The sequence below is a fragment of the Winogradskyella ursingii genome, assembly GCF_013403975.1.
In the GTDB taxonomy this organism is placed as follows: domain Bacteria; phylum Bacteroidota; class Bacteroidia; order Flavobacteriales; family Flavobacteriaceae; genus Winogradskyella; species Winogradskyella ursingii.
Map to the genome: position 1 here is coordinate 679,564 of NZ_JABFDH010000001.1, position 24,925 is coordinate 704,488.

The window sequence follows — 24,925 nt, forward strand, 5'->3', positions numbered from 1 at the left end:
TATGAATTTTAATTTTCTTTCGCCAGTTTCAGATTCAGTTTTGGCACACAGCGAACTTTTAGCACCGCAAGCCTTAGGTAAGAGAATAAAAATTCATTCAAAAAAAAATGGCATTCCGGATTTAGACGGAGTACAATTAGCCATCATCGGTGTCCAAGAAAATAGAAACGATGTCAATTACATGGGTGCAAAGCTTAACTTTGACGCCATACGTAAAACATTATATACACTTTTTCCGGGTAATTGGCACACAACTTTAGCCGATCTTGGTGATATTGAACCAGGAGAAACCGTTGAAGATACTTACTTCGCTATTAGAACGGCAATCAATGTATTAGTAGAAAAAGAAGTTATACCTATAATTTTAGGAGGGAGTCAAGACCTGACTTATGCCAATTATCGTGCCTATGATAATTTACTTCCTATGGTAAATATTGTAAATGTAGATACTAATTTCGATTTGGGAGACGCCAATCTTCCTGTTAAGAATAACAGTTATGTTGGTAAGGTCATTGTAGAGCAACCGTATAATTTATTTAATTATACCACCATTGGTTATCAAACCTATTTCAATTCGCAAGAAGAAATTGACCTTATTGAAAAGTTATATTTCGAAGCTTATCGATTGGGTGAGGTTTCTGCAAATATAAATATGGTAGAACCATTATTGCGGGACGCACATATTGTAAGTGTTGATCTAAAATCGGTAAGAGCTGCAGAAGTGAGTGATAATCAAAAATATTCGCCTAACGGGTTTTCAGGAAAAGAAATTTGTTCTATAAGTAGATATGCTGGTATAAGTAATAAGGTATCCTCTTTTGGTATTTACGAATATCAAAATTCACAAAACGATAGTGCAACTTCTATGTTATTATCACAAATGATTTGGTATTTTATTGAAGGTGTTAATTGCAGGGTAAAGGATGATGATTTCTTGAATAAAAATAACTATCAAAAATACAATGTGCTTGTAGAAGATGATGAGCTTATATTCTATAAAAGTCTGAAAACTGGACGTTGGTGGATCGAGATTCCTTTTTTGCCAGACGTTAATAATAAATTAAAAAAGCATACGTTATTACCATGCATGCACATCGATTATCTGCAAGCAACCAAGGGTGAAATACCTGAAAGATGGTATAAGGCTTTTAGGAAGAACAGCTATTAAATCGAGCACTTTGTCGATTATTCATACAAAATTAATCGACGAAATGCTTTTTTTTAAGATGAAATGCAAAAAATATTTAAAAAAAGTTGTTTTTTAGAAAATATATAAATATGTTTACCACCTCGAAAATAACAACGACTAATTTAACCTCGTGTTACTATGAATATTAAGAAGCTAATTTTATTAACCACTGTGCTTGTGATGGTTGCCAGTTGTAACTCTGGAGACCGTGGACAGTTAGTAGGTACCAAAGGAAAAAAATGGCACCCGGAAAAACCATATGGTATGACCCTTGTTCCAGGTGGTGCTTTTATAATGGGTAAGTCTGATGATGATTTGGCTGGTGTTCAGAATGCTCCGACAAAAACAGCAACAGTACGTGCCTTCTATATGGACGAAACTGAAATTACTAATAGTGAGTACCGTTCTTTTGTAGAATGGGTAAGAGATTCTATTTTAAGATTAAAGTTGGCAGAAATGGCAGACTTAGAAGGAAAGACTCCAGGTAACGGCGATATTGGTGAATTTGCTTATTTGGATTCAGACCCAGATAATTTGAATGCTTACGAAAGCTATATGCTCAATACTTATGGTAATGAGCAGAGAAAGATAAACCGTGACGTGGACTTGATTTATGACACCAACGATTACCCAGATGAATTGTATGCTGAGGTAATGGATGGTATGTATCTTCCATTAGAGGAATCTTATAATGGCCAACGAACTTGGGATGTAAAGCAATTTAAGTTCCAGTATTCCCATATGGATATTGCTAAGGCCGCAAAGGATAGAAGTTTGAGTAGAGCTGAGGTTATTACAAAAGAAGAAGTAGAAATATATCCAGATACAACCGCATGGATTCGAGATTTCGCTTACTCATATAATGAACCTATGCATAACGATTATTTTTCGCATTCAGCTTATGACGATTATCCAGTAGTTGGAGTTTCGTGGAAACAAGCCCAGGCTTTTTGTCAATGGAGAACTTTAAAGCATAATGCATTCCAAAAAAGTAAAGGTCAGCAACCAGTAAATGTGTATAGATTACCTTCTGAAGCAGAATGGGAATACGCAGCAAGAGGAGGATTACAAGGAGCAACCTACCCTTGGGGAGGACCTTATACTAAAAACGATAGAGGTTGCTTTATGGCAAACTTTAAACCATTGCGTGGTGACTATGCGGCCGATCAAGCTCTTTACACAGTAGAGGCAGATGCCTACGATCCTAATGATTTTAACTTGTACAATATGGCAGGGAATGTATCGGAATGGGTAAATGGCTCATACGATCCTGCGTCCTATGAGTTCTCTTCAACTATTAATCCTAATGTCAATGATGCTGATAACGCACGTAAAGTTGTTAGAGGAGGATCTTGGAAAGATGTCGCTTACTTCTTACAAGTTAGTACAAGGGATTATGAATACGCAGATTCTGCAAGAAGTTATATCGGATTTAGAACTGTTCAGGACTATATGGGTACCGAGGTAACTAAGAATGCAGCAACAAATTAATTTTAACCTTAACAAATAACCAAATTAACTATTAACCTACTTAAGTTACATCCATAACCGACTTAAGCTTAAACTAAAACAAATTATGGCACAAAAGAAATTATCATCGATGAATATGGTCTACGGACTTGGAGCGGCAATTGTAATTATTGGCGCGTTATTTAAAATTCAACACTGGCCTTATGGATCATTAATCTTAACGATTGGTATGATTGTAGAAGCAATTGTATTTACAATATCAGCTTTTGAAAAACAAGGAGATGACCTGGACTGGTCTTTAGTATATCCAGAATTGGCTGGAGGGGCAGTAACAAAGAAAAAAGGTATTAAAGAAGAGCCAAAAGATGCTGAAGGATTATTATCTAAAAAATTAGATAACTTACTTAAGGAAGCTAAAATAGACGGCGAACTTATGGCAAGTTTAGGAACTAGCATCAAAAACTTTGAAGGTGCAGCAAAAGGAATTTCACCTACTGTAGATGCTATGACAGCACAGAAAAAATATAGTGAGGAATTATCTTTAGCGGCAGCACAAATGGAGTCATTGAACAGTCTTTATAAAGTACAGATGGAATCTGCGAACCGTCAAGCAACTGTTAATGAAGAGGCTGTAGAAAATGCCACTAAATTAAAAGAACAGATGCAGTCATTAGCATCAAACTTATCATCTTTAAACGGTGTATACGGTGGAATGCTTTCTGCAATGAACAAAAACTAATTGGTTTTTATAATCTAATTTATTAATTAACACTAAAAACTAATTACAATGGCAGGAGGAAAATTATCTGCAAGGCAGAAAATGATAAACTTGATGTACCTTGTCTTTATTGCAATGATTGCAATGACAATGACTAAAGAGGTATTATCGGCATTCGGTTCAATGGATGCAAAGTTTGAAGCAACAAACGAGTTAACAACAGCTTCAAATGAGAACTTACTTAAGGGTCTAGCTTTAAAAGCTGAAGAAAAACCAAAAGAGTTTAGAGTAGCGGCTAATAAAGCAGCTCAGATTAAACAAATCTCTGATAAATTTGCCAACTACATAGGTACCTTAAAAAAGGATATCGTAGTAGGTGGCGGTTACGAGTTAGAAGATAATGGTGAGCTTCCTTTTGAAGAAATGGACAAAGGCGATTATCTTGATGAAGCTTGGTTTACTGGAGACAGATTGACCAAGAAGGGTCAAGAAGTTATGGAAACTTTTAGAAAATATAAAGAGGACATCAAAGCTGTTTTAGGTGATGAGGTATCTTATAATAATGCAATACAAAATTTTGAAAAGCGTTTTGATTTAAGTGACGTAAAACCAGAAGAAGCTTCTGCAGTGAATTACTTAGATTACAATTTTAAAGGTTTTCCTGCAATCGCATCACATGCTAAATTAACAGCGATTCAAAATGATGTAAGAACTACTGAAGCTAACTTATACAACTTATTTTTAGGAAATTCGCTTGAAGAAGCTGTAACCCTAAAGAATTATCAAGCAATTGTAATCCCGGACAAAAATGCGTTTTTTGCAGGAGAAAAATTCCAAGGAAAAGTAGTATTGGGTAAATATGCTAGTGTAACACCAAACAAATTGATGGTAAATGGTAACGAAGTGTCTTTGACAGAAGAAGGTGCCATTGATTCCTTAGGAAATGCCAGACTTAATTTCACAACAGGTAGTGTTGGTGAGAACGAAGTCAAAGGAACATTTACATTCATGGAAAAAGGTGAACCATTGGAAATTCCTTATGTTGGTAATTACGTTGTGGTTCCACGACCAAATTCGGCTACTATTTCTGCCGACAAAATGAATGTGGTATACAGAGGTGTAACTAACCCAATGACCATTTCTTTCGCAGGTGTACCTGATAATAAAGTAAGTGCTAGTGCAGCAGGATTAAAGTCTGTTAGCGGTACTGGTAAATACGAAATGAGACCAGGTTCTGGTAGAGAAGTAACTATTAATGTTACAGCTACATTAGACGATGGTTCTAAGGTAAGTGATAAGAAAACTTTTAGAATTAAAGACTTACCTAAGCCTCTAGGCGCATTTAACGGTCAAGAAAGTGGAGCTAAATTACCACGTAATAATGTGGAAATTGGTAGGTTATCTGCTGATTTTGGAGATGATTTCGATTTCAAATTACCTATCAATGTAAATTCATTTACGTTTAAGGTTCCTGGAAAGCCATCAATCAACGTACAAGGTAACCGTTTAAACTCGGCTGCTAAAAACGCATTAAGATCGGCTAGAAGAGGTGATATCGTTCAGTTTATCAATATCAAAGCAAGTGCACCGAACAATCCAATCAGAATCAAAACTGTTACAGCGGTTGCGATAGAATTGGCGAACTAAAATAAATATTAGAGATAGACGTTTTAGAAATAATTAAAAGTCTCAAATTTAATACATAGACAAAATGAAAATGAAGCAATTATTAATACTCTTTGTTGGGATGATAGCCACTGGTGGTTTGTTTGCACAAGCAAATATCCTCAATGCCAAGATTCCTGAAGAGATCGGAGTAAAAACAGAAGCACAGTTGCTATTGGATAATGACAAACCATTGGAATATGGTTATGTAGATGATAGAGACATTTTGTATTCTAAAATGACTTGGGAAAACGTGGTCTTAGACGAGCGTGCCAACTTCCCTTTATATTTCCCAGTTGACACTGCGAATATTGGTAAGGACAGACGTCCGCTATTTTATGTGTTAATGGATAATATTAAAAGTGGATATATTTCTCAAGTATATAGTGACTCTTATTTTAGAAATGAATTATCTCAAAAAGATCTTGAAGCTTCTTTAAAAAAGGTTGATACATTAGATATCGGTTACGACCAGTTTAATGCAGATGGTTTCGTTGATCCGGAATATATTGTAAAGCGTAATATTGATGCATATGATATCAAGTCTTATTTAATTAAAGGACTATGGTATTTCGATAAGCGTCAAGGCGAATTAAAGTATCGTATCTTGGGTATTGCACCAGCTGCACCAGACGTTAACTTTATTGATTCAGATGACGAGGCAAACAAAGTGCCTATCCCAATGTTCTGGGTATTTTTTCCAGAAATTAGAGATATTCTGCATGAAGCCAAAGCTTTTAACGAGCGTAATAGTTCAGTGCCAATATCTTTTGACCATCTCTTAAACAGTAGACGTTTTAGTGGTATTATATACAAAGAAGAAAACGTTTATGGAGACAGGGAAGTTAAGGAATACGTAGCTGAAAATGCACTTATGCAGCTTCTGGAATCAGAACGAATCAAAGATAAAATTAGAAATTTTGAACAAGACATGTGGAATTATTAATTAGTTCTATATCTCAAAATAAACGAAACGCTCACTTTTAAGTGGGCGTTTTCTTTTTTTGGTTCCAGTTATTGGAATGCAGTCACAACAAGTTAAAGAAGGGATTTGTTTTTGTCATCAATGCATCCGTTGTCGAAATAGAATTATTTACTTTTGCCTCAATGAAACAAACAGATTACATCATCGTAGGTTGCGGATTGGCAAGCATAGCCTTTTGCGAACAGCTGAGAGCGCAGAATAAATCGTTTTTGGTGTATGATGATAAATCACAAAAGTCATCTATAGTTGCAGCTGGTCTTTACAATCCAGTTGTATTAAAACGTTTTACCGCAGTCTGGAAAGCTAAGGAGCAATTGGATTTGGCTTTGTCCATGTATACAAAGATTGAAAATGATTTAAACATAAAAATTGATTATAAGCTAAAAATTTTAAGACGATTAGCTTCAATCGAAGAGCAGAACTTATGGTTTACAGCAAGCGACAAACCAGCGTTAGAGCCATTTCTTTCAACTAAAATCATAAAAAACCAAAACAACTGTATCGATGCACCATTCGGATTTGGTGAAGTTTTAAATGGTGGAAGAATTGATACCCATACTTTAATTGTTAATTACAAATCATTTCTGGCTCAAAACAATCAACTAAAAGAAGAACGATTCGATTATAACTTTTTGAATTTAAGTCAAAATGAAATCAATTATGCAAATATTGAAACACAACATATCGTTTTTTCCGAAGGTGTAGGAGTAAAACAAAACCCGTATTTTAAAGACTTACCTGTCAGAGGTAATAAAGGTGAAATTTTGACCATCAAAGCGCCAAAATTAAAAATGGCTGAAGTCATTAAATCATCGGTGTTTTTAATTCCTTTGGGCAATAACCTATACAATGTTGGTTCAACTTACGACCGCGAATACAAAAGCAATACACCTACAGAATCAGCTAAATCAGAATTAATTTCTAAACTTAAAACTTTTTTAAAGTGTGAATTTGAGGTCATAAATCACGTAGCGGGAGTCAGACCCACGGTAAAAGACCGAAGACCAATAGTTGGTACGCACCCTAATTATAAAGGCTTACATATTTTAAATGGATTGGGTAGTAGAGGTGTAATGATAGCACCGTATGTTGCAAAGCAATTATTCAGTCACATAGAAAAAAACAAAGATTTGGATAAAGAAATTGATGTCAATCGATTTAGTTAAAAACCCAGTTTAAATCATTTCTTATTTTGATGACTTCTGAGCCAGTTCTTTATTATAACCGACAAAAAGATTAATCCAAATATTGCGCGAGACTCTCATTATAATAGGCATAAAGGCAATTAAGGTTAATACTATTGCAATAAAAGCGGTTACTAAAGAAGTTTCAATCAAAATATAGCTAATTATAAAAGCAGCCACAGCAAAGGCAATACCAACCCCATAACTAACGTACATTGATCCATAGAAAAAAGAAGGTTCTATTTGGTATTTAAAACCACACTTCGAACAGCGTTCATTCATCTTCAGAGTTTCAGAAATGATATAAGGATTTTTGTTCTCGTACATTGATTCGTGATGGCATTTTGGGCAGACGCCAAATAAAATGCTGTACATTTTCATTCCTTTTTTAATCATATTTAATAGTTTACTTTTGCATTTTTTATGACATAGCAAAGATAACTAATTAAGCACTTTGCATTGTAACAATTGCTACAATAATAGCAATTGTAATATTGACTAAAACTATGCTAAACATACATAATCTATCCATATCATTTCAAGGTGAATATTTGTTCGAGGACATCACATTTAAATTGGGAAATGGTGATCGCATCGGCCTCATAGGTAAGAACGGAGCAGGCAAATCTACGATGCTAAGAATTCTTTCTAAAGAACAAGAGCCAGATACTGGACAGATTGCAGCCGACAAGGATTTAAAGATTGGTTTTTTAAAACAGGATATCGATTTCGATTTTGGAAAGACTGTTTTAGAAGAGTCATACGAAGCTTTTAAAGAAATTAAAGCATGCGAAGCACAGCTCGAAAAAATAAACACGCAGCTAGCCGAAAGAACCGACTATGAAAGTGAATCCTACAATCAGTTGATGATTGACCTAAATGACGTTCAGCATCAATATGAAATTTTAGGAGGTTACAATTATCAAGGTGAAACGGAGAAAATCCTTCAGGGTTTAGGATTTAAACGTGAAGATTTTGACAAACTAACAGATACATTTTCTGGTGGATGGCGCATGAGAATTGAACTTGCGAAATTATTACTTCAAAATAACGATTTGTTACTTTTGGATGAGCCGACCAACCACTTGGATATCGAATCCATTATTTGGCTCGAAGGATTTTTGAAGAACTACAGCGGAGCAGTGGTCATCGTATCTCACGATAAAATGTTTCTTGATAACGTTACCAATCGTACCATTGAAATATCACTTGGTCGCATATACGATTACAACAAACCATACACGAAGTTTTTGGAGTTGCGCAAAGAGATGAAAATTCAGCAATTAGCAGCTCAAAAGAATCAGGAAAAACAAATTCAGCAAACTGAAAAACTGATTGAGAAATTTAGAGCTAAAGCCAGTAAAGCCACAATGGCCCAATCACTCATAAAAAAACTTGATAAAATAGATAGAATTGAAGTCGATGAAGATGATAATAGCGTTATGTCGCTAAACTTCCCAGTATCTGTTACGCCAGGGAAAGTTGTGGTTAAGGTGCAAAATGTATCTAAATATTATGATGATTTACGGGTTTTACATAATGTGAATTTAACCATCGATAGAGATATAAAAACCGCTTTTGTAGGTCAAAACGGTCAGGGAAAATCAACATTGGCAAAAATTATTGTTGGAGAAATAAAACATGAAGGTAAATTAGAACTGGGTCACAACGTGCAAATCGGTTATTTTGCCCAAAACCAAGCAGAATATTTAGATGGTAGTAAAACCGTTTTGGATACGATGATTGATGCTGCAAATGAAACAAATAGAAGTAAGGTTAGAGACATCTTAGGTTCATTTTTGTTTAGAGGTGATGAAGTGGAAAAGTATGTAAAAGTACTATCTGGTGGTGAGCGTAACCGTTTAGCATTGGCAAAACTATTGCTACAGCCATTGAATGTGCTTATTATGGATGAGCCCACCAATCACTTAGATATAAAATCAAAAAATGTATTAAAAGACGCCCTTAAAAAATTTGAAGGCACCTTAATTTTAGTCTCTCACGATAGGGACTTTTTACAAGGTTTAACGGACACTGTTTACGAATTTAAAGATCAAAATATAAAAGAATATTTAGGCGATATCGATTTTTATCTCGAGCAACGTAATCTCGAAAACTTAAGAGAAGCCGAGAAAAGAACAGTTGTAGCCAATAAGCCAAAAGAAACCAATAAACAAACCTACGAGGATCAGAAAAAATTAAAATCCCTCAATAATAAGCTGAGTAATACAGAGTCTAAAATTAACCAGCTAGAGAAAGAAATCAAAGCAGATGACGTAAAGTTGGCTACTAATTATGATGAGACGGCCTCAGACCCTAAATTCTTTGATGCTTACCAAAAAAAGAAAAAGACTCTGGATAAGTTGATGCAAGACTGGGAAAACCTCCAGTTTCAATTAGATGAGTTATCATAATTGCCATTAGGCTTTTAAGTTTTTTTTAACTGCATACCATTGCCAATTGAATATTTTTGTAGCTTATTCTTTGTTTTAAATTTCAACTCAAAAAAACAAGGGAACTAACCATCAAACTAATATTTAATGAGGAAGTTACTGTTATTGGGCATAGGTGCTGTTATTATTATTGCAGCGTGTGTTGGTGCGTATTTTATCATAGAGAGTAATACAAAGACCAAACCCACGGTTGCTAAAGTGGTTAAGACCGTTTTTGTGGATACGGTAAAAAATTCAACCGTACCAATCACAATTCCAGCAAATGGAAACCTTGTTGCAAAAAATCGATTAGAACTTTTTTCAGAAGTACAGGGAGTGTTCGAGAGTTCATCGCAGGATTTTAAACCAGGACAACCTTACAGAAAAGGACAATTATTAATTGGAATCAACTCTAGCGAATACTACGCCTCGGTACAATCTGCAAAAAGTGAATTGTATAACCTCATTACTTCCTTAATGCCAGATTTAAGATTGGACTATCCTGAAGCATTTCCGATTTGGCAAACCTATCTTCAGAATTTCAATATGGATAAAGGTGTTGCAGAATTACCAAATTCCAAAGATGAAAAAGTCAATTATTTTATCACGGGACGTGGTGTGCAGTCAGCATACTATAATGTGAAAAACCTTGAGCAACGACTTTCAAAATACAGAATTTATGCGCCTTACAATGGGATTCTCACAGAAGCTCTTGTTAACAAGGGCACGTTGGTGCGACCAAGTCAAAAGTTAGGAGAATTTATTGATACTTCGGTATATGAGCTCGAGTTAGCAATCAGCAAAACATTTAGCGATCTACTGCAAATAGGTGAAAAAGTTACCTTAAATACATTAAACAAACAAACCAATTACACAGGTACGGTTGCAAGAATTAATGGACGGATCGATCAAGCAACACAAACAGTAACCGTTTTTGTAGAAGTCAAAGGAGATGATCTTAAGGAAGGTATGTATCTGGAAGCTCAATTAGAAGCCAAAGAAATTCCTGATGCATATAAGCTTTCACGAAAACTGTTAGTGGACCAAACGGAAATCTTTGTTATAAAAGACAGTGTTTTGGATATAATCAAAGTGAATCCTGTTTATTTTTCTCCAAAAGAGGTTGTTGTAAAGGGAATTCCTGAAAACACCATTATACTTTCCAAATCAGTTCCTGGAGCTTATGCAGGTATGTTGGTAAAAGTAAATGAAGAATCAAATAATTCTGAAGCAGCAAAAACCCAAGGATAACATGAGAAAAGTTATTGCTTATTTCATTAAATATGATGTCGCAGTTAATGTTATCATCATTGCATTTCTCATTTTTGGTGTATTGGGTATGCTACGGCTTCAATCTTCATTTTTTCCCTTACAAGAAGCCGAAATCATCTCAATAAATATTGCTTATCCAGGCGCTGCACCACAAGAAATTGAGGAAGGTGTTGTGCTTAAAATCGAAGATAACCTCAAAGGATTGATCGGTGTCGAACGAGTAACTTCCACGTCGCGAGAAAATGGAGGAAGCATAACGGTAGAAATTGAAAGTGACGAGGACATCGACGATATGTTGGCCGAAGTTAAAAATGCCGTAGACCGTGTTCCTAATTTTCCAACGGGAATGGAGCCTTTGGTTGTTGCCAAGCAAGAACGAATCAGGCAGACTATTGATTTTTCAGTTAGTGGAGAGAATATAGAGCTTACAGCTTTAAAACAAATAGGAAGAAATATTGAAAACGACCTTCGTGCGATGGAAGGTATTTCTCAAATTAATATCACGGGTTATCCCGAAGAGGAGATAGAAATTGCGGTGCGTGAAAATGATTTACTCGCCTATAATCTCACGTTTGCTGAAGTGGCTGCTGCAGTATCGCAAGCTAACATTTTAACTACTGGAGGTAATATAAAAACAGATTCTGAAGATTATCTCATAAGAGCGAATAACCGATCTTACTACGGTGACGAACTCAACAATTTGCCTGTGAGAGCACAAAATGATGGTACCATCGTTCGGTTGCAGGATGTTGCTACGGTAAGGGACCGTTTCTCGGAAACACCCAATGCTTCGTATTTTAATGGAAATGTTGCCGTAAATATAGAAATTACAAATACCAATAGTGAAGATTTGGTTTCTACTGCAGACCAAGTGAATGCATATATTGAAGAGTTCAATCAAAAATATACTGGAATTAAGATTGATGTAATTACTGACTCTTCAATAAGATTGAACCAACGAACGCAGTTACTTTTAGAAAATGGAGCAGTTGGAATTTTATTGGTGTTATTTTTCCTTTCTATTTTTTTAAACACAAGGTTAGCATTTTGGGTAGCCTTTGGGTTGCCTATCGCTTTTTTGGGCATGTTTGTTTTCGCCGCACAATTTGGAGTTACCATTAATGTACTTTCGCTGTTCGGGATGATTATTGTTATTGGTATTTTAGTAGATGATGGTATCGTTATCGCAGAAAACATCTATCAGCATTATGAAGCCGGAAAACCTAGAATTCAAGCAGCAATAGACGGTACTATGGAAGTACTGCCGGCAATTCTATCGGCAATTACTACAACAGTTTTAGCGTTTTCAACATTTCTTTTTCTTGAAGGTAGAATTGGGGATTTTTTCAGTGAAGTCTCAGTCATTGTTATTTTGACTTTGGTCGTATCTCTGGTTGAAGCATTGATAATTTTACCTGCTCACATTGCGCATTCAAAAGCATTGGTAAAAATGTCTACTAAGGAAAAAGAAGAGAAGAAAGGCATCGCAAAGGCTTTTTTAAAACTTAGAAAAATCAACGAATATGGCGATAAATTTATGGTGTATTGTCGTGACCGTATTTATAGTCCGGTTTTAAATTTTGCACTCAATCAACGCTTTATAACTTTTGCCATATTATTAGCTTTTATGATTCTTACTATAGGTGCTAATATGGGAGGCATTATTAGGACGTCCTTTTTTCCAAGTATTGCCAGTGATAGGGTGAGTATCGATTTACTGATGCCAGAAGGTACCAATCCAAAAATAACGGATTCAATTATTACATTGGTAGAAGATGCTGCATGGCGTGTTAATGAAACGTTTTCAGAAAAACAATCAGGGAGTAAGCAAGTTGTAGAAAATATAACCAAGCGTGTTGGTCCTGGAAATAACAAGGCAAGTATAAATGTGAACCTCCTGCCAGGAGAAGAACGTGATTTTGGCTCACCTGAAATTACTAATGCCATACGAGAAGAAGTAGGCAATGTGTATGGTGTAGAACGCTTAACATTTGGATCTGGTGGAAATTTTGGTGGTTCACCTGTGTCAATTTCATTATTGGGAAATAATACCGAAGAGTTGAAACGTGCCAAAACTGAATTAAGAGAAGTATTAGAAGAAAACCCGTTGCTAGCTGATGTAACGGATACAGATCCTGAAGGCATAAAAGAAATTAACATCGACTTGAATGAAACCGCTTATGCGCTTGGTCTCAACTTAAGAGATGTGATGAGCCAGGTAAGAGCGGGATTTTTTGGGTTGCAAGCCCAGCGTTTTCAGAGAGGTCAAGACGAAATTAGAGTCTGGGTGAGATACGATAGGGAAGACAGAACATCCATTAGTGATTTGGACGATATGCGTATTGTGTCTCCATTGGGACAGCGCGTACCGTTCAGTGAAATTGCTACTTACGAAATTAAACGTGGAGACGAGAGCATTAGTCATTTAAATGGGCAAAGGGAGATTCAGGTCAATGCAGATTTAAAAGATCCCAATGGGAGTGCAGCAGAAATACTGTTGGATATTCAAAATAATGTAATGCCAGAAATCCTTTCAAAATACCCTACGGTAGGAGTGTCTTACGAAGGGCAGAATCGAGAGGCGGGAAAACTTTCAAGATCGGCAGAAACAACCGTTCCGGTGGTCATATTCTTAATTTATGTAGTGATTGCATTCACATTTAGAAGTTATAGCCAGCCATTGATGCTTATATTATTGATACCATTTAGTTTTATTGCCGTGGCTTGGGGACATTGGTTTCACGATTTTCCGATTAATATCCTCTCCATGTTGGGTATAATCGCACTCATTGGTATAATGGTGAATGATGGCTTGGTTTTGATAGGTAAATTCAATTCCTTTTTAAAATCAGGAATGAAATTTGAAGACGCTTTGTACGAAGCTGGAAGAGCAAGATTCAGAGCGATATTCTTAACCTCACTGACCACTATAGCAGGTATTGCTCCGTTGTTGCTGGAAAAAAGTAGACAAGCACAATTCTTAAAGCCAATGGCGATTTCCATTGCCTACGGAATAGGTATTGCTACTATTTTGACTTTGATAATTTTGCCGCTATTATTGTCTGCAACCAACAGTTTCAAAACGAATACGAAATGGCTTATTTCTGGTAAAAGAGTACCAAAGGAAGATTTAGAACGCGCCATAAAAGAACAAAAAATAGAAGATAATGAACATTAAAGTCTATCTCACATACGGCTTGTTTTTCTTTGTAATTGTGGCTACTGCACAACAGGTGCTGTCAACAGATGAAGCCATTAAGTTGGCATTAGAGCATAATTATGGCATCAAGATCGCTGCGAATACTGTTGAGGTCGCAGACAACAACCAAGGCGTACTTAATTCTGGTTATTTGCCTACGCTTACAGGCAATGGAGGTGCTAATATTGAAGTTCAGAATTCTGAAGGTCAATTGGCCAATGGTGAATCTCGAGTAGCAGAAGGCGCAGAAACAAGACGGTATAACGCTTCAATCAATCTCAACTATACATTGTTTGATGGTTTGGGGCGTTTGTACAATTATCGAAGATTGAAAGAGCAATATCAACTGTCGGAGTTGGAAGCTCGAGAAACTATTGAAAACACTATGTTGCAAATGTTTTCTATTTATTACACCATAGCACAGCTTTCAGAAAATACCGATGCATTAGAGGAAACACTTCTTATTTCGAAGGATCGTTTAACGAGAGCTGGATACCAATTTGATTATGGTCAGAATACTAAATTAGATGTGTTAAATGCTGAAGTAGATATCAATAACGATAGTATTAGTTTAATCAATATTAGACAGCAGCTAAAAAACACTAAGCGCGATTTAAATGTGGTGATGGGCAATGCATATTCAGAAGAATTTCAAGTGGATACGGATCTTAATTTTTTAATGCAATTAAATAAGGAAGATTTACTCGTAAAAACAAAGGCTAATAATGTGTCACTTTTACAAGCCGAAAGCAATATTAGCATTAGCGAATATGATATCAAAACCAGCAAAGCCCAGTTTTTACCAACTGTTGGTCTCGTTGGCTCTTATGGTTGGAATGAATCTACCAACAATAGTCCGTTGGCATTCGTATTACAAAATGCAACTACAAGCTTGTCTGCAGGATTAAATTTAACTTGGAACCTTTTTGACGGAGGCAGCACCATAACTCGAGTAAAAAACACCGAAATTTTTCTAGAAAATCAAAAGCTTCAAAAAGAACAATTAATAATTGATATTGAACGGAATTTCAATAATGCATGGGACGATTACCAAAATAAACTGCTGATTTACCAAGTGCAAGAAGATAACATTCGAACATCGGAAAATAATTTTGCACGTACAGAAGAAAAGTTCAAACTAGGTCAAGTGACTTCAATCGAATTCAGACAAGCACAATTGAACCTATTAAATGCGGAATTAAGCAGAAACCAAGCAAAATACGATGCTAAATTGGCCGAAATCACCGTGCTTCAATTGAGCGGAGAGTTGTTAAACGTTCAATTTTAAAAAAAAACCTGATAATGGAAGAGTATTTCTTTCAATGTCCATACTGTTGGGAACAGATTTCGATGCTCATCGATACATCTCAAAGACAGCAAAATTACATTGAGGATTGTGAAATTTGTTGCAATCCTATTCAGATTTCAGTGATTACTGAAAGTCGGGAAATCATTAATTTTCAAGCTAAAAACATAGAACAGTAAAAAATCGTAACTAGGTAGTAGATAGGTTTATACGTAATTTCGATGTGCAGTTCGTCGAAAAAATTTGTACATTCGACCGATTGCGTGTATATTCGTTAGTAACAATGTGCCCCTCCGCATTTAAATTGTGTCCCTCCACACAAATCTACAAACATGAAAACCTACAAATTAACACTGTTGTGTGTGCTTTTTTCTGCATTTGCATTTTCACAAGTTTCCGATATCCAAAAAAACGCTTTAGTTGATTTATATAATGCAACTAATGGTGAATCATGGAATACCTCTTGGGATTTAGACGCACCAGTTGCATCATGGAAAGGAATAACTATTGAAAATGATGATGTAATCGCCATTAAGCTAAGTTTTAATAATATGGATGGCGAACTTCCTGAATCAATTTCAAATTTAAGTGCGCTTAAAACTTTGGATTTATCTTTCAATAAAATTAGGGGTCAAATACCAAACGCCCTTACTGATGTATCGAGTCTAGAAAATTTAATTCTTTTTTCTAATAGGTTAGAGGGAAAAATTCCTGAAAATATTGGTAAGCTTACCAGTTTAAAATCTTTAGAAATATATAACAATAACCTTGCTGGTGAGATCCCAGATTCAATAGGTGAGTGTAAGAATCTATCAACTATATTACTGAGCAGTAATTTGCTTATGGGAAAATTGCCGTCAACTATTGCCAATTTGACCAATCTTAAAGTGTTGAGTGTTTTTGATAATAATTTATTGGGTACTATACCATCCTCGATTGGTAAATTAACCCAATTAGAAGAATTAGTTTTGTCTAACAATGCTTTTTATGGGAATTTACCTAACGAGCTAGCACAGCTAACCAATCTTAAAACTTTATTATTGAGCAATAATGGCTTTAAGGGTAATTATGCTATACTCAAAGACAAATTGCCTAATATCGTGGATTTTGATTTAGATGAAACAAATTTAAAAGGGGCTTTGGCAACTTTGGACACAGAAGACGAGGATTAAAAACATTATATATTTAGTTTTAATTATTAGTTGATGGCGCTCAAATTTATTTGAGCGTTATTTTTTTAAATTGTTTCTGTAGTTGTAAAAAAGTATTATCTTTGCAGTCCACTTAAATAAAGTGGGGCATATTAAGTTCGTCGGGCTCATAATCCGAAGGTCAGGGACCAAGTGAAATTAGTATTATATCGCGAGGTAGAGCAGTAGGTAGCTCGTCGGGCTCATAACCCGAAGGTCACTGGTTCGAGTCCAGTCCTCGCTACAAAGGCGAAAGTCATAACTTAAATGTTGTGACTTTTTTTCATTAATGAGGTGACTGCCAAAAGAGAAGTTTATGCTGAGGGCAGTCGAAGTAAGTCCAGTCCTCGCTACTAAATTAGAAATCATAACTTAATCGTTATGACTTTTTTATTTTCAGGTGAAATTATATTGATTTGGTATTTTATCTCAATCTTCAACTTTAGATAAAAATCTTCTAGCAGAAATACCATGTAATAGAATTGACACTAATATTACTAAAGCGACAATAGAATAAACCTGATTGAGATTATCAAAATCTCCATGTTTTACAGCAAATGACAAGTAAAACACAGAACCAATACCTCGAATGCCAAAAAATGAAATTGCCAATTTCTTTTTTTGGCTTAAATTCGTTTTAAATAAACTTAAATAACCTAAAATAGGCCTAGCGACAATAACTAAACAAACACTAAAAATGATTGTGGCTAGGGAGTTAAACTCCAAAACTCCTGCCATAACAGATCCGCCAAAAAATATCATCCAAAAAACAATTAGAAATTTTTCAACGTTGGTTATAAAAGATAGATTAGGATCGCTAATATGCTTATTATCATATTTGTGTTTATGAAAGTTTGCGAATAAGCCAGCAAAAAACACACTTAGAAATCCATAGGAATTAATTAATTCTGCACCGCCATAAGCGATTAAAGTAAGAGATAGGGCTACAAATGCCTGATGGATTTTACGCTCTGTTTTTTCTGAGAGTTTTTGAGTAATATAGCTATAACCGTATCCAATTAAAGCTCCTACTAAAATACCAACCACGACTTTGTACAACACGTAAAATCTTAGCCATTCAGTCCATTCTTCATAAGCTAACGAGCCGCTTTTGGACCATAATATAGCCAGAAACACAAACGGAAAAGCTAAACCATCGTTAAGTCCAGCTTCTGCTGTTAAATTGTATTGGACACCAGTATTTTTCTCAGAAGGGGATTGTTTCTTGTTCAATTGTATTTCTGAAGCCAAAGCAGGGTCTGTTGGTGCTAAAACTGCAGCTAATAATAAAGATACGTGCCCTTCAAAATTTAGGAGAAAATAAGAGATGCAAAAAATCACTCCCATAAATAAGGGCATTGTAAAACCTAACAGCCGCAATGGATGAAGCCATTCTTTCCAAGAATAATTCAGTCCTATTTTTAACCCTGCCACCATAAGGCTTATAATAACCACCAATTCAGAAAACCGTAAAGTCAAATCCACGTCCCATAATGGGTCTGGCCAAGGTAGTGGTGCGTTTAGGTAATAAAGAATAGCACCAAAAAGTAATAATGGTATTGTGAAACTTATTTTAAATTGTTTTAATAAGATAGGGAGGAAGCTCGCAAAAATTGAAGTAATTCCTATGATTAACAAAATGATAAAATAAGAGTCCATTAGAAGAAATTTAAATAGATAAAACTTTGATAAACATAAAGTTCAAAGTACTAACGAGTACTATAACAATGAATGTTTGCATGTGTGGGTAAAATTAAACCATTTGCAATCCATCCATTTGATATAAAAATAAAAAATACGATAACTTAAACTTAAAAAACAAAATTTAAGGGCATACTTTGAAGTCAGAATTATTTAAGCAGTGTTCAAAATAAATAAATTTTATGAAGAGTTGTCTAAACAAGATTTAATTTCCTGTTAGAAGTATATAGGACAGACAATGAGAAGGACGATTGTGATAGACCTTTTCCCTGCTGTCGAGGGTGAGGAACTCAAGTATTTTCTATGTATGGTTGTTAATAAAAAAAATCAATCAGTTTGTAAGGTTTAAATTTAAATTACGTCTTTACTTTTTGTCATAATGTGTTATGTAAATCATTTGGATTTAGATATTAATTAGATGTAGTTTTCACAACTTTTATCTAAATCTATTTGTTATTTTTGATTTAAAATAAGTTTCATCATAGCACATTGGTCATTGGACGAATACATTTGTATTCATACGTAAAATTTAAGTAATTTTACCCCAGTACAATACTGATTTTAATAGCAAATGATAAAGATAATTACTGAGGAACGTGAATGGAATGCCGCTATTCAGCAAGCAAATCATTCCGATTTTTACCATACGTACCATTATCACGACTTATCTAAAAAAGATAACGAAAATCCAGTATTGATAAAATATGAAGACGATAAATCTGCCATATTACTTCCTTTATTAATAAGAGATATCGAGAATACCGAGTACAAGGATGCGACTTCTGTATATGGTTATTCTGGTGTGTTAAGCTTAACAGATAATTCGGATTTTGATCATGTTAATTTTAAACATGAACTGGACAATTGTTTTAAAAAGAACAAAATTGTGTCGGTATTCTCACGGCTACACCCATATTTAAAACATCAAGAGAATATTTTATCTAATGTAGGCAGAATTGTTAATCCAGGAAATGTTATTTATATAGACCTTACCGAATCTTTAGAAGTACAACGGTCGTATTATAGTAGAAGGTTAAAGACTTATGTTAATAAAGCTCAATCGTTGTGTTCTGTTATTAAGGGACATACTAAAGAGCATATTGAAATTTTTAAAGAACTCTATTATGATAATATGCGTAGAGTTAATGCCAACGAAAGTTATTTTTTTGAAGAGCGTTATTTTTACGAATTAATGGATAGTAGTGATTTTGAAACAGATTTGCTACTATGTGTATACAACGAAACTCAAGAAGTTATAGCCGGTGGATTATTTATTAAAACAGGGGAAATTGTTCAGTATCATTTATCGGGTTTAGGTGGGGACAAGTATAATTTAAGTCCGGTCAAATATCTTATTGATAACATGCGTGTTAGAGCTAAAGAAGAAGGTTATAAAGTTTTTAATCTTGGAGGAGGAAGATCTAATAAGCAAGATTCCCTTTATGCCTTTAAAGCGAGTTTTTCCAAAAATTTCAGACCTTTTCTATTGTGGAAGTACATTGCAGATGAGGAGGTATATGCAGACTTAGTGAAAAAACTAGATGAGATGCATATGGAAGATGAGGATTATAATAAAGATTTTTTTCCATCTTACAGAAGATTACTAACTAAGTAATTTCGTTGTTGTGATTGGTAATATCCCGTTTTTGTCTGCAACTTTCAAATCTATATGGCTTAAGCATTTTAATAGGCATGGTAAATCCGTACAAAATTTTAAGTGCTTGTCTGGCTTAGATTTTATTGATCACCCAAAATTTCCTGCGCTTTTTAATGTGGGATCCACACACACAAAAGGCATTAATTATACATTAAATGCTGAAAATCAAAAGGATATTTCTAATAATACATTATTGATTTTTGATGTTCCAACATACTTCAATATTCAGACCTCAGACAATCAAGGGGAATTAAAATGTTATAAATCCAAACAATATCCAGGTTTTTTAATCGAAACTTCAAAATTTGAAAGCCTTAACGATTATATGCTTTCGCATTTTAGTAAAAACAGTAGAAATAAGAATAATAAGTACAAAAGACGTTTGGAATCTTCTTTTGATATTTCTTACAAAATGTTTTTAGGACAAATTTCAGAAGCTGAATTTGAGTCAGTTTTCAAGGCGTTTAAGACACTTTTGGAAAAGCGCTTTGAAGACAAAAAAATTACCAATAACAATTTAGAAAATCAAGAATGGGAATTTTACAAAGAGGTGGCTTATCCAATGATTCTTGAGAAAAAGGCCTCCCTATTTGTCATATACGATGGTTCTACAATTATAGGTGTAACTCTTTGTTATCTCTCGGAGGAAATTCTTTTTGACGCTATTACAGTTTTTGATATTGATTATTTTAAATTCCATCTGGGCTCAGTTACAATAATGAAGCTAATTGAGTGGTGCATTGAAAATAAGATTAAAATCCTTGATTTTTCCAAAGGTTATTTTGACTATAAGACCAGGTGGTGCACTCAACAATACGATTTTGAATACCACATATATTACAATACAAAATCTCTCAAATCAAAAATTACAGCAGCTGCAATAAAGCGTTTTTACGATGCTAAACAAACACTACGGGAAAAGAACATTAATGAAAAACTGCACAAACTCACTTATAGGCTTAATAATAAGCCGAATACCATAATGTCAAAAGTTAGCTATAATTTTGAAGAAATAAATAATTCTATTGTTGAGGATAAAAAGACAATTATAGATTTTGAAAATGCCGAAGATAAAAGTTATAAATTACTCATTTTTGAATTCCTTTACTTATACGAAGAACAATATGGAGCAATAAAGCTCTTTCAATTTGATACAGACAATCATAAATTTTTGATTGAAGGTGAAAAAAAGTCAATAATTGCTACCATAGAAACTAACTAAACTAACATAACCTAATACTACCAAAACGTGTTATTTAACTCGCTACAATATTTAATTTTTCTGCCAATAGTATATATGCTTTATTGGTTTGTTTTTAAGAAAAATTTAAAGTACCAGAATCTGCTCGTTATTATTGCCAGTTATATTTTTTATGGCTGGTGGGATTGGAGATTCCTGTTTCTAATTATATTTAGTACGCTGTTAGACTTTTATGTGGGTCAGCAAATCTTTAAAAATTTAGACGAGAAAAAGAAAGCCAAATATTGGCTGTGGCTAAGTGTAGCTTGTAATGTTGGTTTGCTTGGTTTCTTTAAATACTATAATTTCTTTATCGATTCTTTTGTAGATATGTTCTCTGCCTTTGGTTACGAAATGAAGAGCACTTGGACACTTAGAATTATACTCCCTGTAGGTATATCGTTCTATACGTTTCAAACCATGTCATATTCTTTCGATATATATTACAAAAAATTAAAACCTACTAAAGATGTGGTTTCATTTGCTGCATTTGTTGCCTTCTTTCCGCAATTGGTTGCTGGACCAATTGAGCGAGCATCCAACTTATTGAGCCAAATTACCAATACGAGAACCTTTAAATATGAACAAGCTACAAGCGGATTAAAATTGATTCTTTGGGGCTTTTTTAAAAAACTGGTGATTGCAGATTCACTGGCACCAATTGTGGATGATATTTTTGCTAATTATGGAACTTATCCAGCTTCAACATTAATTTTGGGTGTTGTTTTGTTTAGTTTTCAGGTTTATGGTGACTTTAGTGGTTATACGGACATTGCTATTGGTACGGCCAAATTATTTGGTATTGAGTTAATGTCTAACTTTAAGTTTCCAAATTTCTCAAGAAACGTTGCTGAATATTGGCAGCGCTGGCATATATCGCTTTCAACTTGGTTTAGACATTACTTATACATCCCAATGGGAGGTTCGCGAGTTAGCAAGCTCAAATCGGTGCGAAACATTGCAGTAATATTTCTGGTCAGTGGTTTGTGGCACGGTGCCAATTGGACTTTTGTATTCTGGGGAGCTATACATGCTTTGCTATACATTCCTATATTTTTAATGGGAAGAAACAGATTGTATGCAGATAACGTAATTGCCGAAAATAGTTGGCTGCCGTCAATAAAAGAAATAGGTCAAGTACTCTTAACGTTCATTTTGGTTACTTTCTCAAGAATATTTTTTAGGTCGCCATCTATTAGCGATGCATTTAATTACATCAATCAAATTACCACTAATTTTGCTTATGAAGCATATGTGCATCCAATGGGTTATAGAATGTTGGATTTTTATGTGCTTTTGGGAATTTTCACTCTTTACGAGTATCTCATTCGAAAAGATGAACGAAGTCCGTTTAAATTTAAATATGCAGCGGTAAGATTGTTCTTGTATGCACTGGTTATCATTAGTATATTATTATTCTATGATGATGGAGTTAATAGATCATTCATTTATTTCCAATTCTAAATGGTATGAAAAAGTTTATTTTAAAAACAGTTTTATATATAGTACTCATTCTCTTAATTGTGGAGGTGATAGTCAGACTGTTTCATCTATATACAGAAGATCCACCACGGTTTATTGATGAGTATGGTGTCGAAAAAAGGGTGCCAGGGCATAAGGGTTATGCTGTAACCGGTAACAGGAACCAAAATTATTCTCGCTTTAGTATTAATGAAGCGGGTTACAACTCACATCGTGAGTTTTTGCCAACAGCAGATAAATTTGAAGTGGCGATTATTGGAGATTCTTTTATTCAAGGGTTTCACCAAGATTTTGATGATTCCATTGGTAAAAAGACAGAAGCATTGTTGCCAAATACAGAAGTTTATGAATATGGTTATGATGGTTCTGATTTTGCTAGCCATTTGTACCTCATTCAAGCCTACAAAGAAGATTTTGATCTTATTGATGAGATCATTATATACTTTAATTATGATGTGCATTTGGAGCGCGGCGAGTACGAACCCAATTATGATCGTATTAAAATGTTGAAATCAACACCATTTAAAATTCGTGATAACATCAAGATTTTGGCTTATGGGTCTAAAATTGGTGTTTTAGAACCTCTAAAAAGAATGATAACTGGAAAGGCATTTGAAGAAACCAAGCCTAAAGGATACCAAACCAATGAGATAGAGAAGGAGGATGATGAAGCGCAGAAACAAATAGATTTGCAACGCCTAGCCAATTTCAAAAGAGCAATCAACCTATATGGTTTTGATAAAAACAAAACTGCATTAATGCTCGATTCAAGAAAAACTAGTAAAATGTTACTGAATTATTTAGGCGAAAGCGGCATTACCTATATCGATTATGCTAATGATTTTAAACAGTCCAAAAAATCTACAACACTCATTTACGATTGGCATTGGAATAATCATGGAAGAAGTGTTATAGCTAAAACAATTGCAGATTATATAGAGAAAAAGGATAAAAATAATTAGCCAACTTAAAGGATGTGAAAAAAGAAACGCTGAATTTTGTTTCAGAATTATTCACTAAGAATAAAATTCCATACTACTATACGGACATCTCAAATGCCTATGGCAATCAAACTATTTTTAAAAATCTAGATCAAACCACTATTGATGCCGACTTTATGGTTATTGAAGATTTGCCAAGGTATCTTAATATTCAGCGTTTAGAAAAACCGAAAAATATTAAATCGTTGCTATTAAAACAGTATCCTGGATTTCTTATGAATTTTGAGGGTATAGAAGATTTATCAGATTATTTAAAACAACGCTTTGGCAAATCAAGCATTTATAAATTACGGAGAGAACAACGGAAATTAGAGTATTGTTTTGATATCAGTTACAAAATGTACTATGGTGAAATGACCAAAACTGAGTATGATTTTATATTTGAGGAATTTTATAAACTTTTAGAGATTAGATCTGTTGAAAAAGGTATATTAAAAAATGCTCATCTAAATTATAAGGCTGAGTATAATGAAATTTTACATAAAATGATTTTGGAGAAAAAGGCATCGTTTTATGTCATTTACAATGGTAAAAAACCAATAGATATTTGTTTAAATTATTATTTAGCAGATACGGTTTATCAGTATTTGCGCACTTATGATATTGCGTATTCAAAATTTAATACAGGATATACTGATTTAATGATGCAGATTGATTGGTGTATAAAAAATAATAAAGCTTGCCTTGTCTTTTCTAAAGGTGATTTTTATTGGAAAAGACGCTGGTGTAACGTGATTTACGATTACGATTATGAGGTGTTTTACAATACATGCTCTTTAAAAGCTTTGATCACGATGCAAAAATTCACAATTATAAAAAGATTAAAACAATTTGTTAGAGAGAGAGGGATAATAAGTTCTTACCATAGATATAAAGAACAAAAGCGCAAGGCAAAACTTCCTTTAGTAACTACTAAAATAGAAATATTAGAATCAAGTTTTAGTTTTGATGATCTGAGTTTAACTAAAATAGATTATGAGACAAAAAACTTTGATAAGCTGAGAAGAATTGTTTTTGAGTTTCTGTATCAGTACAATGAAAAGCAAAAAGATATTTCTCTTTTCAAATCAAATAATGAACTGCAATCCTTTTATGTAATAGGTAAAATGATTAATGCTAAATTATCAATATAAATTAATAGTTCTGGATAATAAAAAAAATGAAAATTTAATTAAATCTGTAGTCTTCAAATAGGTTAAATTTTCCATAAGGAATACTAAGTTTGTTTGAAATT

At 34.2% G+C, this 24,925-nt stretch carries 19 protein-coding genes and 1 tRNA gene; 18 read left to right on the forward strand and 2 right to left on the reverse strand.

The annotated features are described in order from the left end of the window. Nucleotide 1: 1 nt before the first annotated feature. The 6 genes from HM983_RS03085 to HM983_RS03110 all read left to right on the forward strand — a co-directional run bounded on the left by HM983_RS03085 (nt 2) and on the right by HM983_RS03110 (nt 7,193). Nucleotides 2-1,168, forward strand: a complete 1,167-nt coding sequence (locus HM983_RS03085; RefSeq protein ID WP_179343923.1) for a formimidoylglutamase — start codon at nt 2-4, stop codon at nt 1,166-1,168. A 165-nt stretch (nt 1,169-1,333) separates the two neighbouring features. Next, on the forward strand, nt 1,334-2,680 hold the full coding sequence (gene porK, locus HM983_RS03090; protein WP_449658178.1) for a type IX secretion system lipoprotein PorK/GldK: 1,347 nt from the start codon (nt 1,334-1,336) through the stop codon (nt 2,678-2,680). An 85-nt stretch (nt 2,681-2,765) separates the two neighbouring features. Continuing rightward, on the forward strand, nt 2,766-3,398 hold the full coding sequence (gene porL, locus HM983_RS03095) for a type IX secretion system motor protein PorL/GldL (RefSeq protein ID WP_179343925.1): 633 nt from the start codon (nt 2,766-2,768) through the stop codon (nt 3,396-3,398). A 48-nt stretch (nt 3,399-3,446) separates the two neighbouring features. Then, entirely contained in the window at nt 3,447-5,024 is a 1,578-nt protein-coding gene (gene porM, locus HM983_RS03100; protein WP_179343926.1) for a type IX secretion system motor protein PorM/GldM, read from the forward strand. 64 nt (nt 5,025-5,088) lie between these two features. Next, nucleotides 5,089-5,988 (forward strand): type IX secretion system ring subunit PorN/GldN, encoded by a 900-nt coding sequence (gene porN, locus HM983_RS03105; protein ID WP_179343927.1) that lies wholly within the window; start codon nt 5,089-5,091, stop codon nt 5,986-5,988. A 161-nt stretch (nt 5,989-6,149) separates the two neighbouring features. Continuing rightward, a complete protein-coding gene (locus HM983_RS03110) occupies nt 6,150-7,193 on the forward strand; it encodes an NAD(P)/FAD-dependent oxidoreductase (protein ID WP_179343928.1) in 1,044 nt (347 codons plus the stop codon). A gap of 21 nt (nt 7,194-7,214) precedes the next feature. Here HM983_RS03110 and HM983_RS03115 read toward each other — a convergent pair whose 3' ends face one another. Beyond that, nucleotides 7,215-7,607, reverse strand: coding sequence for a DUF983 domain-containing protein (locus tag HM983_RS03115; RefSeq protein WP_179343929.1), 393 nt, complete (start codon nt 7,605-7,607; stop codon nt 7,215-7,217). Nucleotides 7,608-7,717: 110 nt separating this feature from the next. On the opposite strand from HM983_RS03115, the gene HM983_RS03120 reads away from it, so the two are divergent. The 7 genes from HM983_RS03120 to HM983_RS03150 all read left to right on the forward strand — a co-directional run bounded on the left by HM983_RS03120 (nt 7,718) and on the right by HM983_RS03150 (nt 16,854). Then, nucleotides 7,718-9,625: an ABC-F family ATP-binding cassette domain-containing protein gene (locus HM983_RS03120; RefSeq protein ID WP_179343930.1), complete on the forward strand. Its 1,908-nt coding sequence runs from the start codon at nt 7,718-7,720 to the stop codon at nt 9,623-9,625. Between the two features lie 126 nt (nt 9,626-9,751). Further along, nucleotides 9,752-10,894 (forward strand): efflux RND transporter periplasmic adaptor subunit, encoded by a 1,143-nt coding sequence (locus tag HM983_RS03125; RefSeq protein WP_179343931.1) that lies wholly within the window; start codon nt 9,752-9,754, stop codon nt 10,892-10,894. A gap of 1 nt (nt 10,895) precedes the next feature. Further along, nucleotides 10,896-14,093: an efflux RND transporter permease subunit gene (locus tag HM983_RS03130; protein ID WP_179343932.1), complete on the forward strand. Its 3,198-nt coding sequence runs from the start codon at nt 10,896-10,898 to the stop codon at nt 14,091-14,093. Beyond that, entirely contained in the window at nt 14,083-15,402 is a 1,320-nt protein-coding gene (locus tag HM983_RS03135; protein WP_179343933.1) for a TolC family protein, read from the forward strand. The genes HM983_RS03130 and HM983_RS03135 overlap by 11 nt, the downstream gene beginning before the upstream one ends. Nucleotides 15,403-15,416: 14 nt before the next feature. Further along, nucleotides 15,417-15,599, forward strand: coding sequence for a CPXCG motif-containing cysteine-rich protein (locus HM983_RS03140; RefSeq protein ID WP_179343934.1), 183 nt, complete (start codon nt 15,417-15,419; stop codon nt 15,597-15,599). 153 nt (nt 15,600-15,752) lie between these two features. Further along, entirely contained in the window at nt 15,753-16,592 is an 840-nt protein-coding gene (locus HM983_RS03145) for a leucine-rich repeat domain-containing protein (RefSeq protein ID WP_179343935.1), read from the forward strand. A 189-nt stretch (nt 16,593-16,781) separates the two neighbouring features. Beyond that, nucleotides 16,782-16,854: transfer RNA gene (locus HM983_RS03150), tRNA-Met, on the forward strand. Nucleotides 16,855-17,039: 185 nt separating this feature from the next. Here HM983_RS03150 and HM983_RS03155 read toward each other — a convergent pair. Next, a complete protein-coding gene (locus HM983_RS03155; protein ID WP_179343936.1) occupies nt 17,040-18,269 on the reverse strand; it encodes a cation:proton antiporter in 1,230 nt (409 codons plus the stop codon). 613 nt (nt 18,270-18,882) lie between these two features. Here HM983_RS03155 and HM983_RS03160 point away from each other — a divergent pair. From HM983_RS03160 to HM983_RS03180, 5 genes are all read left to right on the forward strand, one after another. Next, complete coding sequence (locus HM983_RS03160) at nt 18,883-19,926, forward strand: GNAT family N-acetyltransferase (protein ID WP_179343937.1); 1,044 nt, start codon at nt 18,883-18,885, stop codon at nt 19,924-19,926. 10 nt (nt 19,927-19,936) lie between these two features. Further along, on the forward strand, nt 19,937-21,190 hold the full coding sequence (locus tag HM983_RS03165; protein ID WP_179343938.1) for a GNAT family N-acetyltransferase: 1,254 nt from the start codon (nt 19,937-19,939) through the stop codon (nt 21,188-21,190). Between the two features lie 75 nt (nt 21,191-21,265). Continuing rightward, the gene (locus HM983_RS03170) at nt 21,266-22,672 is read left to right on the forward strand and encodes an MBOAT family O-acyltransferase (protein WP_218841802.1); all 1,407 of its coding nucleotides are present in this window, start codon (nt 21,266-21,268) and stop codon (nt 22,670-22,672) included. A 5-nt stretch (nt 22,673-22,677) separates the two neighbouring features. Then, nucleotides 22,678-23,652, forward strand: coding sequence for a hypothetical protein (locus HM983_RS03175; protein WP_179343940.1), 975 nt, complete (start codon nt 22,678-22,680; stop codon nt 23,650-23,652). Between the two features lie 14 nt (nt 23,653-23,666). Continuing rightward, a complete protein-coding gene (locus HM983_RS03180; RefSeq protein ID WP_179343941.1) occupies nt 23,667-24,824 on the forward strand; it encodes a GNAT family N-acetyltransferase in 1,158 nt (385 codons plus the stop codon). Nucleotides 24,825-24,925 lie beyond the last annotated feature (101 nt).

Excerpts from the sequence above, each read along its gene's own strand:
- HM983_RS03085 (WP_179343923.1), top strand. The coding sequence starts at position 2 with ATGAATTTTAATTTTCTTTCGCCAGTTTCAGATTCAGTTTTGGCACAC.
- porL (WP_179343925.1), top strand. The coding sequence starts at position 2,766 with ATGGCACAAAAGAAATTATCATCGATGAATATGGTCTACGGACTTGGA.
- porM (WP_179343926.1), top strand. The coding sequence starts at position 3,447 with ATGGCAGGAGGAAAATTATCTGCAAGGCAGAAAATGATAAACTTGATG.
- porN (WP_179343927.1), top strand. The coding sequence starts at position 5,089 with ATGAAAATGAAGCAATTATTAATACTCTTTGTTGGGATGATAGCCACT.
- HM983_RS03110 (WP_179343928.1), top strand. The coding sequence starts at position 6,150 with ATGAAACAAACAGATTACATCATCGTAGGTTGCGGATTGGCAAGCATA.
- HM983_RS03115 (WP_179343929.1), bottom strand. The coding sequence starts at position 7,607 with ATGATTAAAAAAGGAATGAAAATGTACAGCATTTTATTTGGCGTCTGC.
- HM983_RS03120 (WP_179343930.1), top strand. The coding sequence starts at position 7,718 with ATGCTAAACATACATAATCTATCCATATCATTTCAAGGTGAATATTTG.
- HM983_RS03125 (WP_179343931.1), top strand. The coding sequence starts at position 9,752 with ATGAGGAAGTTACTGTTATTGGGCATAGGTGCTGTTATTATTATTGCA.
- HM983_RS03130 (WP_179343932.1), top strand. The coding sequence starts at position 10,896 with ATGAGAAAAGTTATTGCTTATTTCATTAAATATGATGTCGCAGTTAAT.
- HM983_RS03135 (WP_179343933.1), top strand. The coding sequence starts at position 14,083 with ATGAACATTAAAGTCTATCTCACATACGGCTTGTTTTTCTTTGTAATT.
- HM983_RS03140 (WP_179343934.1), top strand. The coding sequence starts at position 15,417 with ATGGAAGAGTATTTCTTTCAATGTCCATACTGTTGGGAACAGATTTCG.
- HM983_RS03145 (WP_179343935.1), top strand. The coding sequence starts at position 15,753 with ATGAAAACCTACAAATTAACACTGTTGTGTGTGCTTTTTTCTGCATTT.
- HM983_RS03155 (WP_179343936.1), bottom strand. The coding sequence starts at position 18,269 with ATGGACTCTTATTTTATCATTTTGTTAATCATAGGAATTACTTCAATT.
- HM983_RS03160 (WP_179343937.1), top strand. The coding sequence starts at position 18,883 with ATGATAAAGATAATTACTGAGGAACGTGAATGGAATGCCGCTATTCAG.
- HM983_RS03170 (WP_218841802.1), top strand. The coding sequence starts at position 21,266 with ATGCTTTATTGGTTTGTTTTTAAGAAAAATTTAAAGTACCAGAATCTG.
- HM983_RS03175 (WP_179343940.1), top strand. The coding sequence starts at position 22,678 with ATGAAAAAGTTTATTTTAAAAACAGTTTTATATATAGTACTCATTCTC.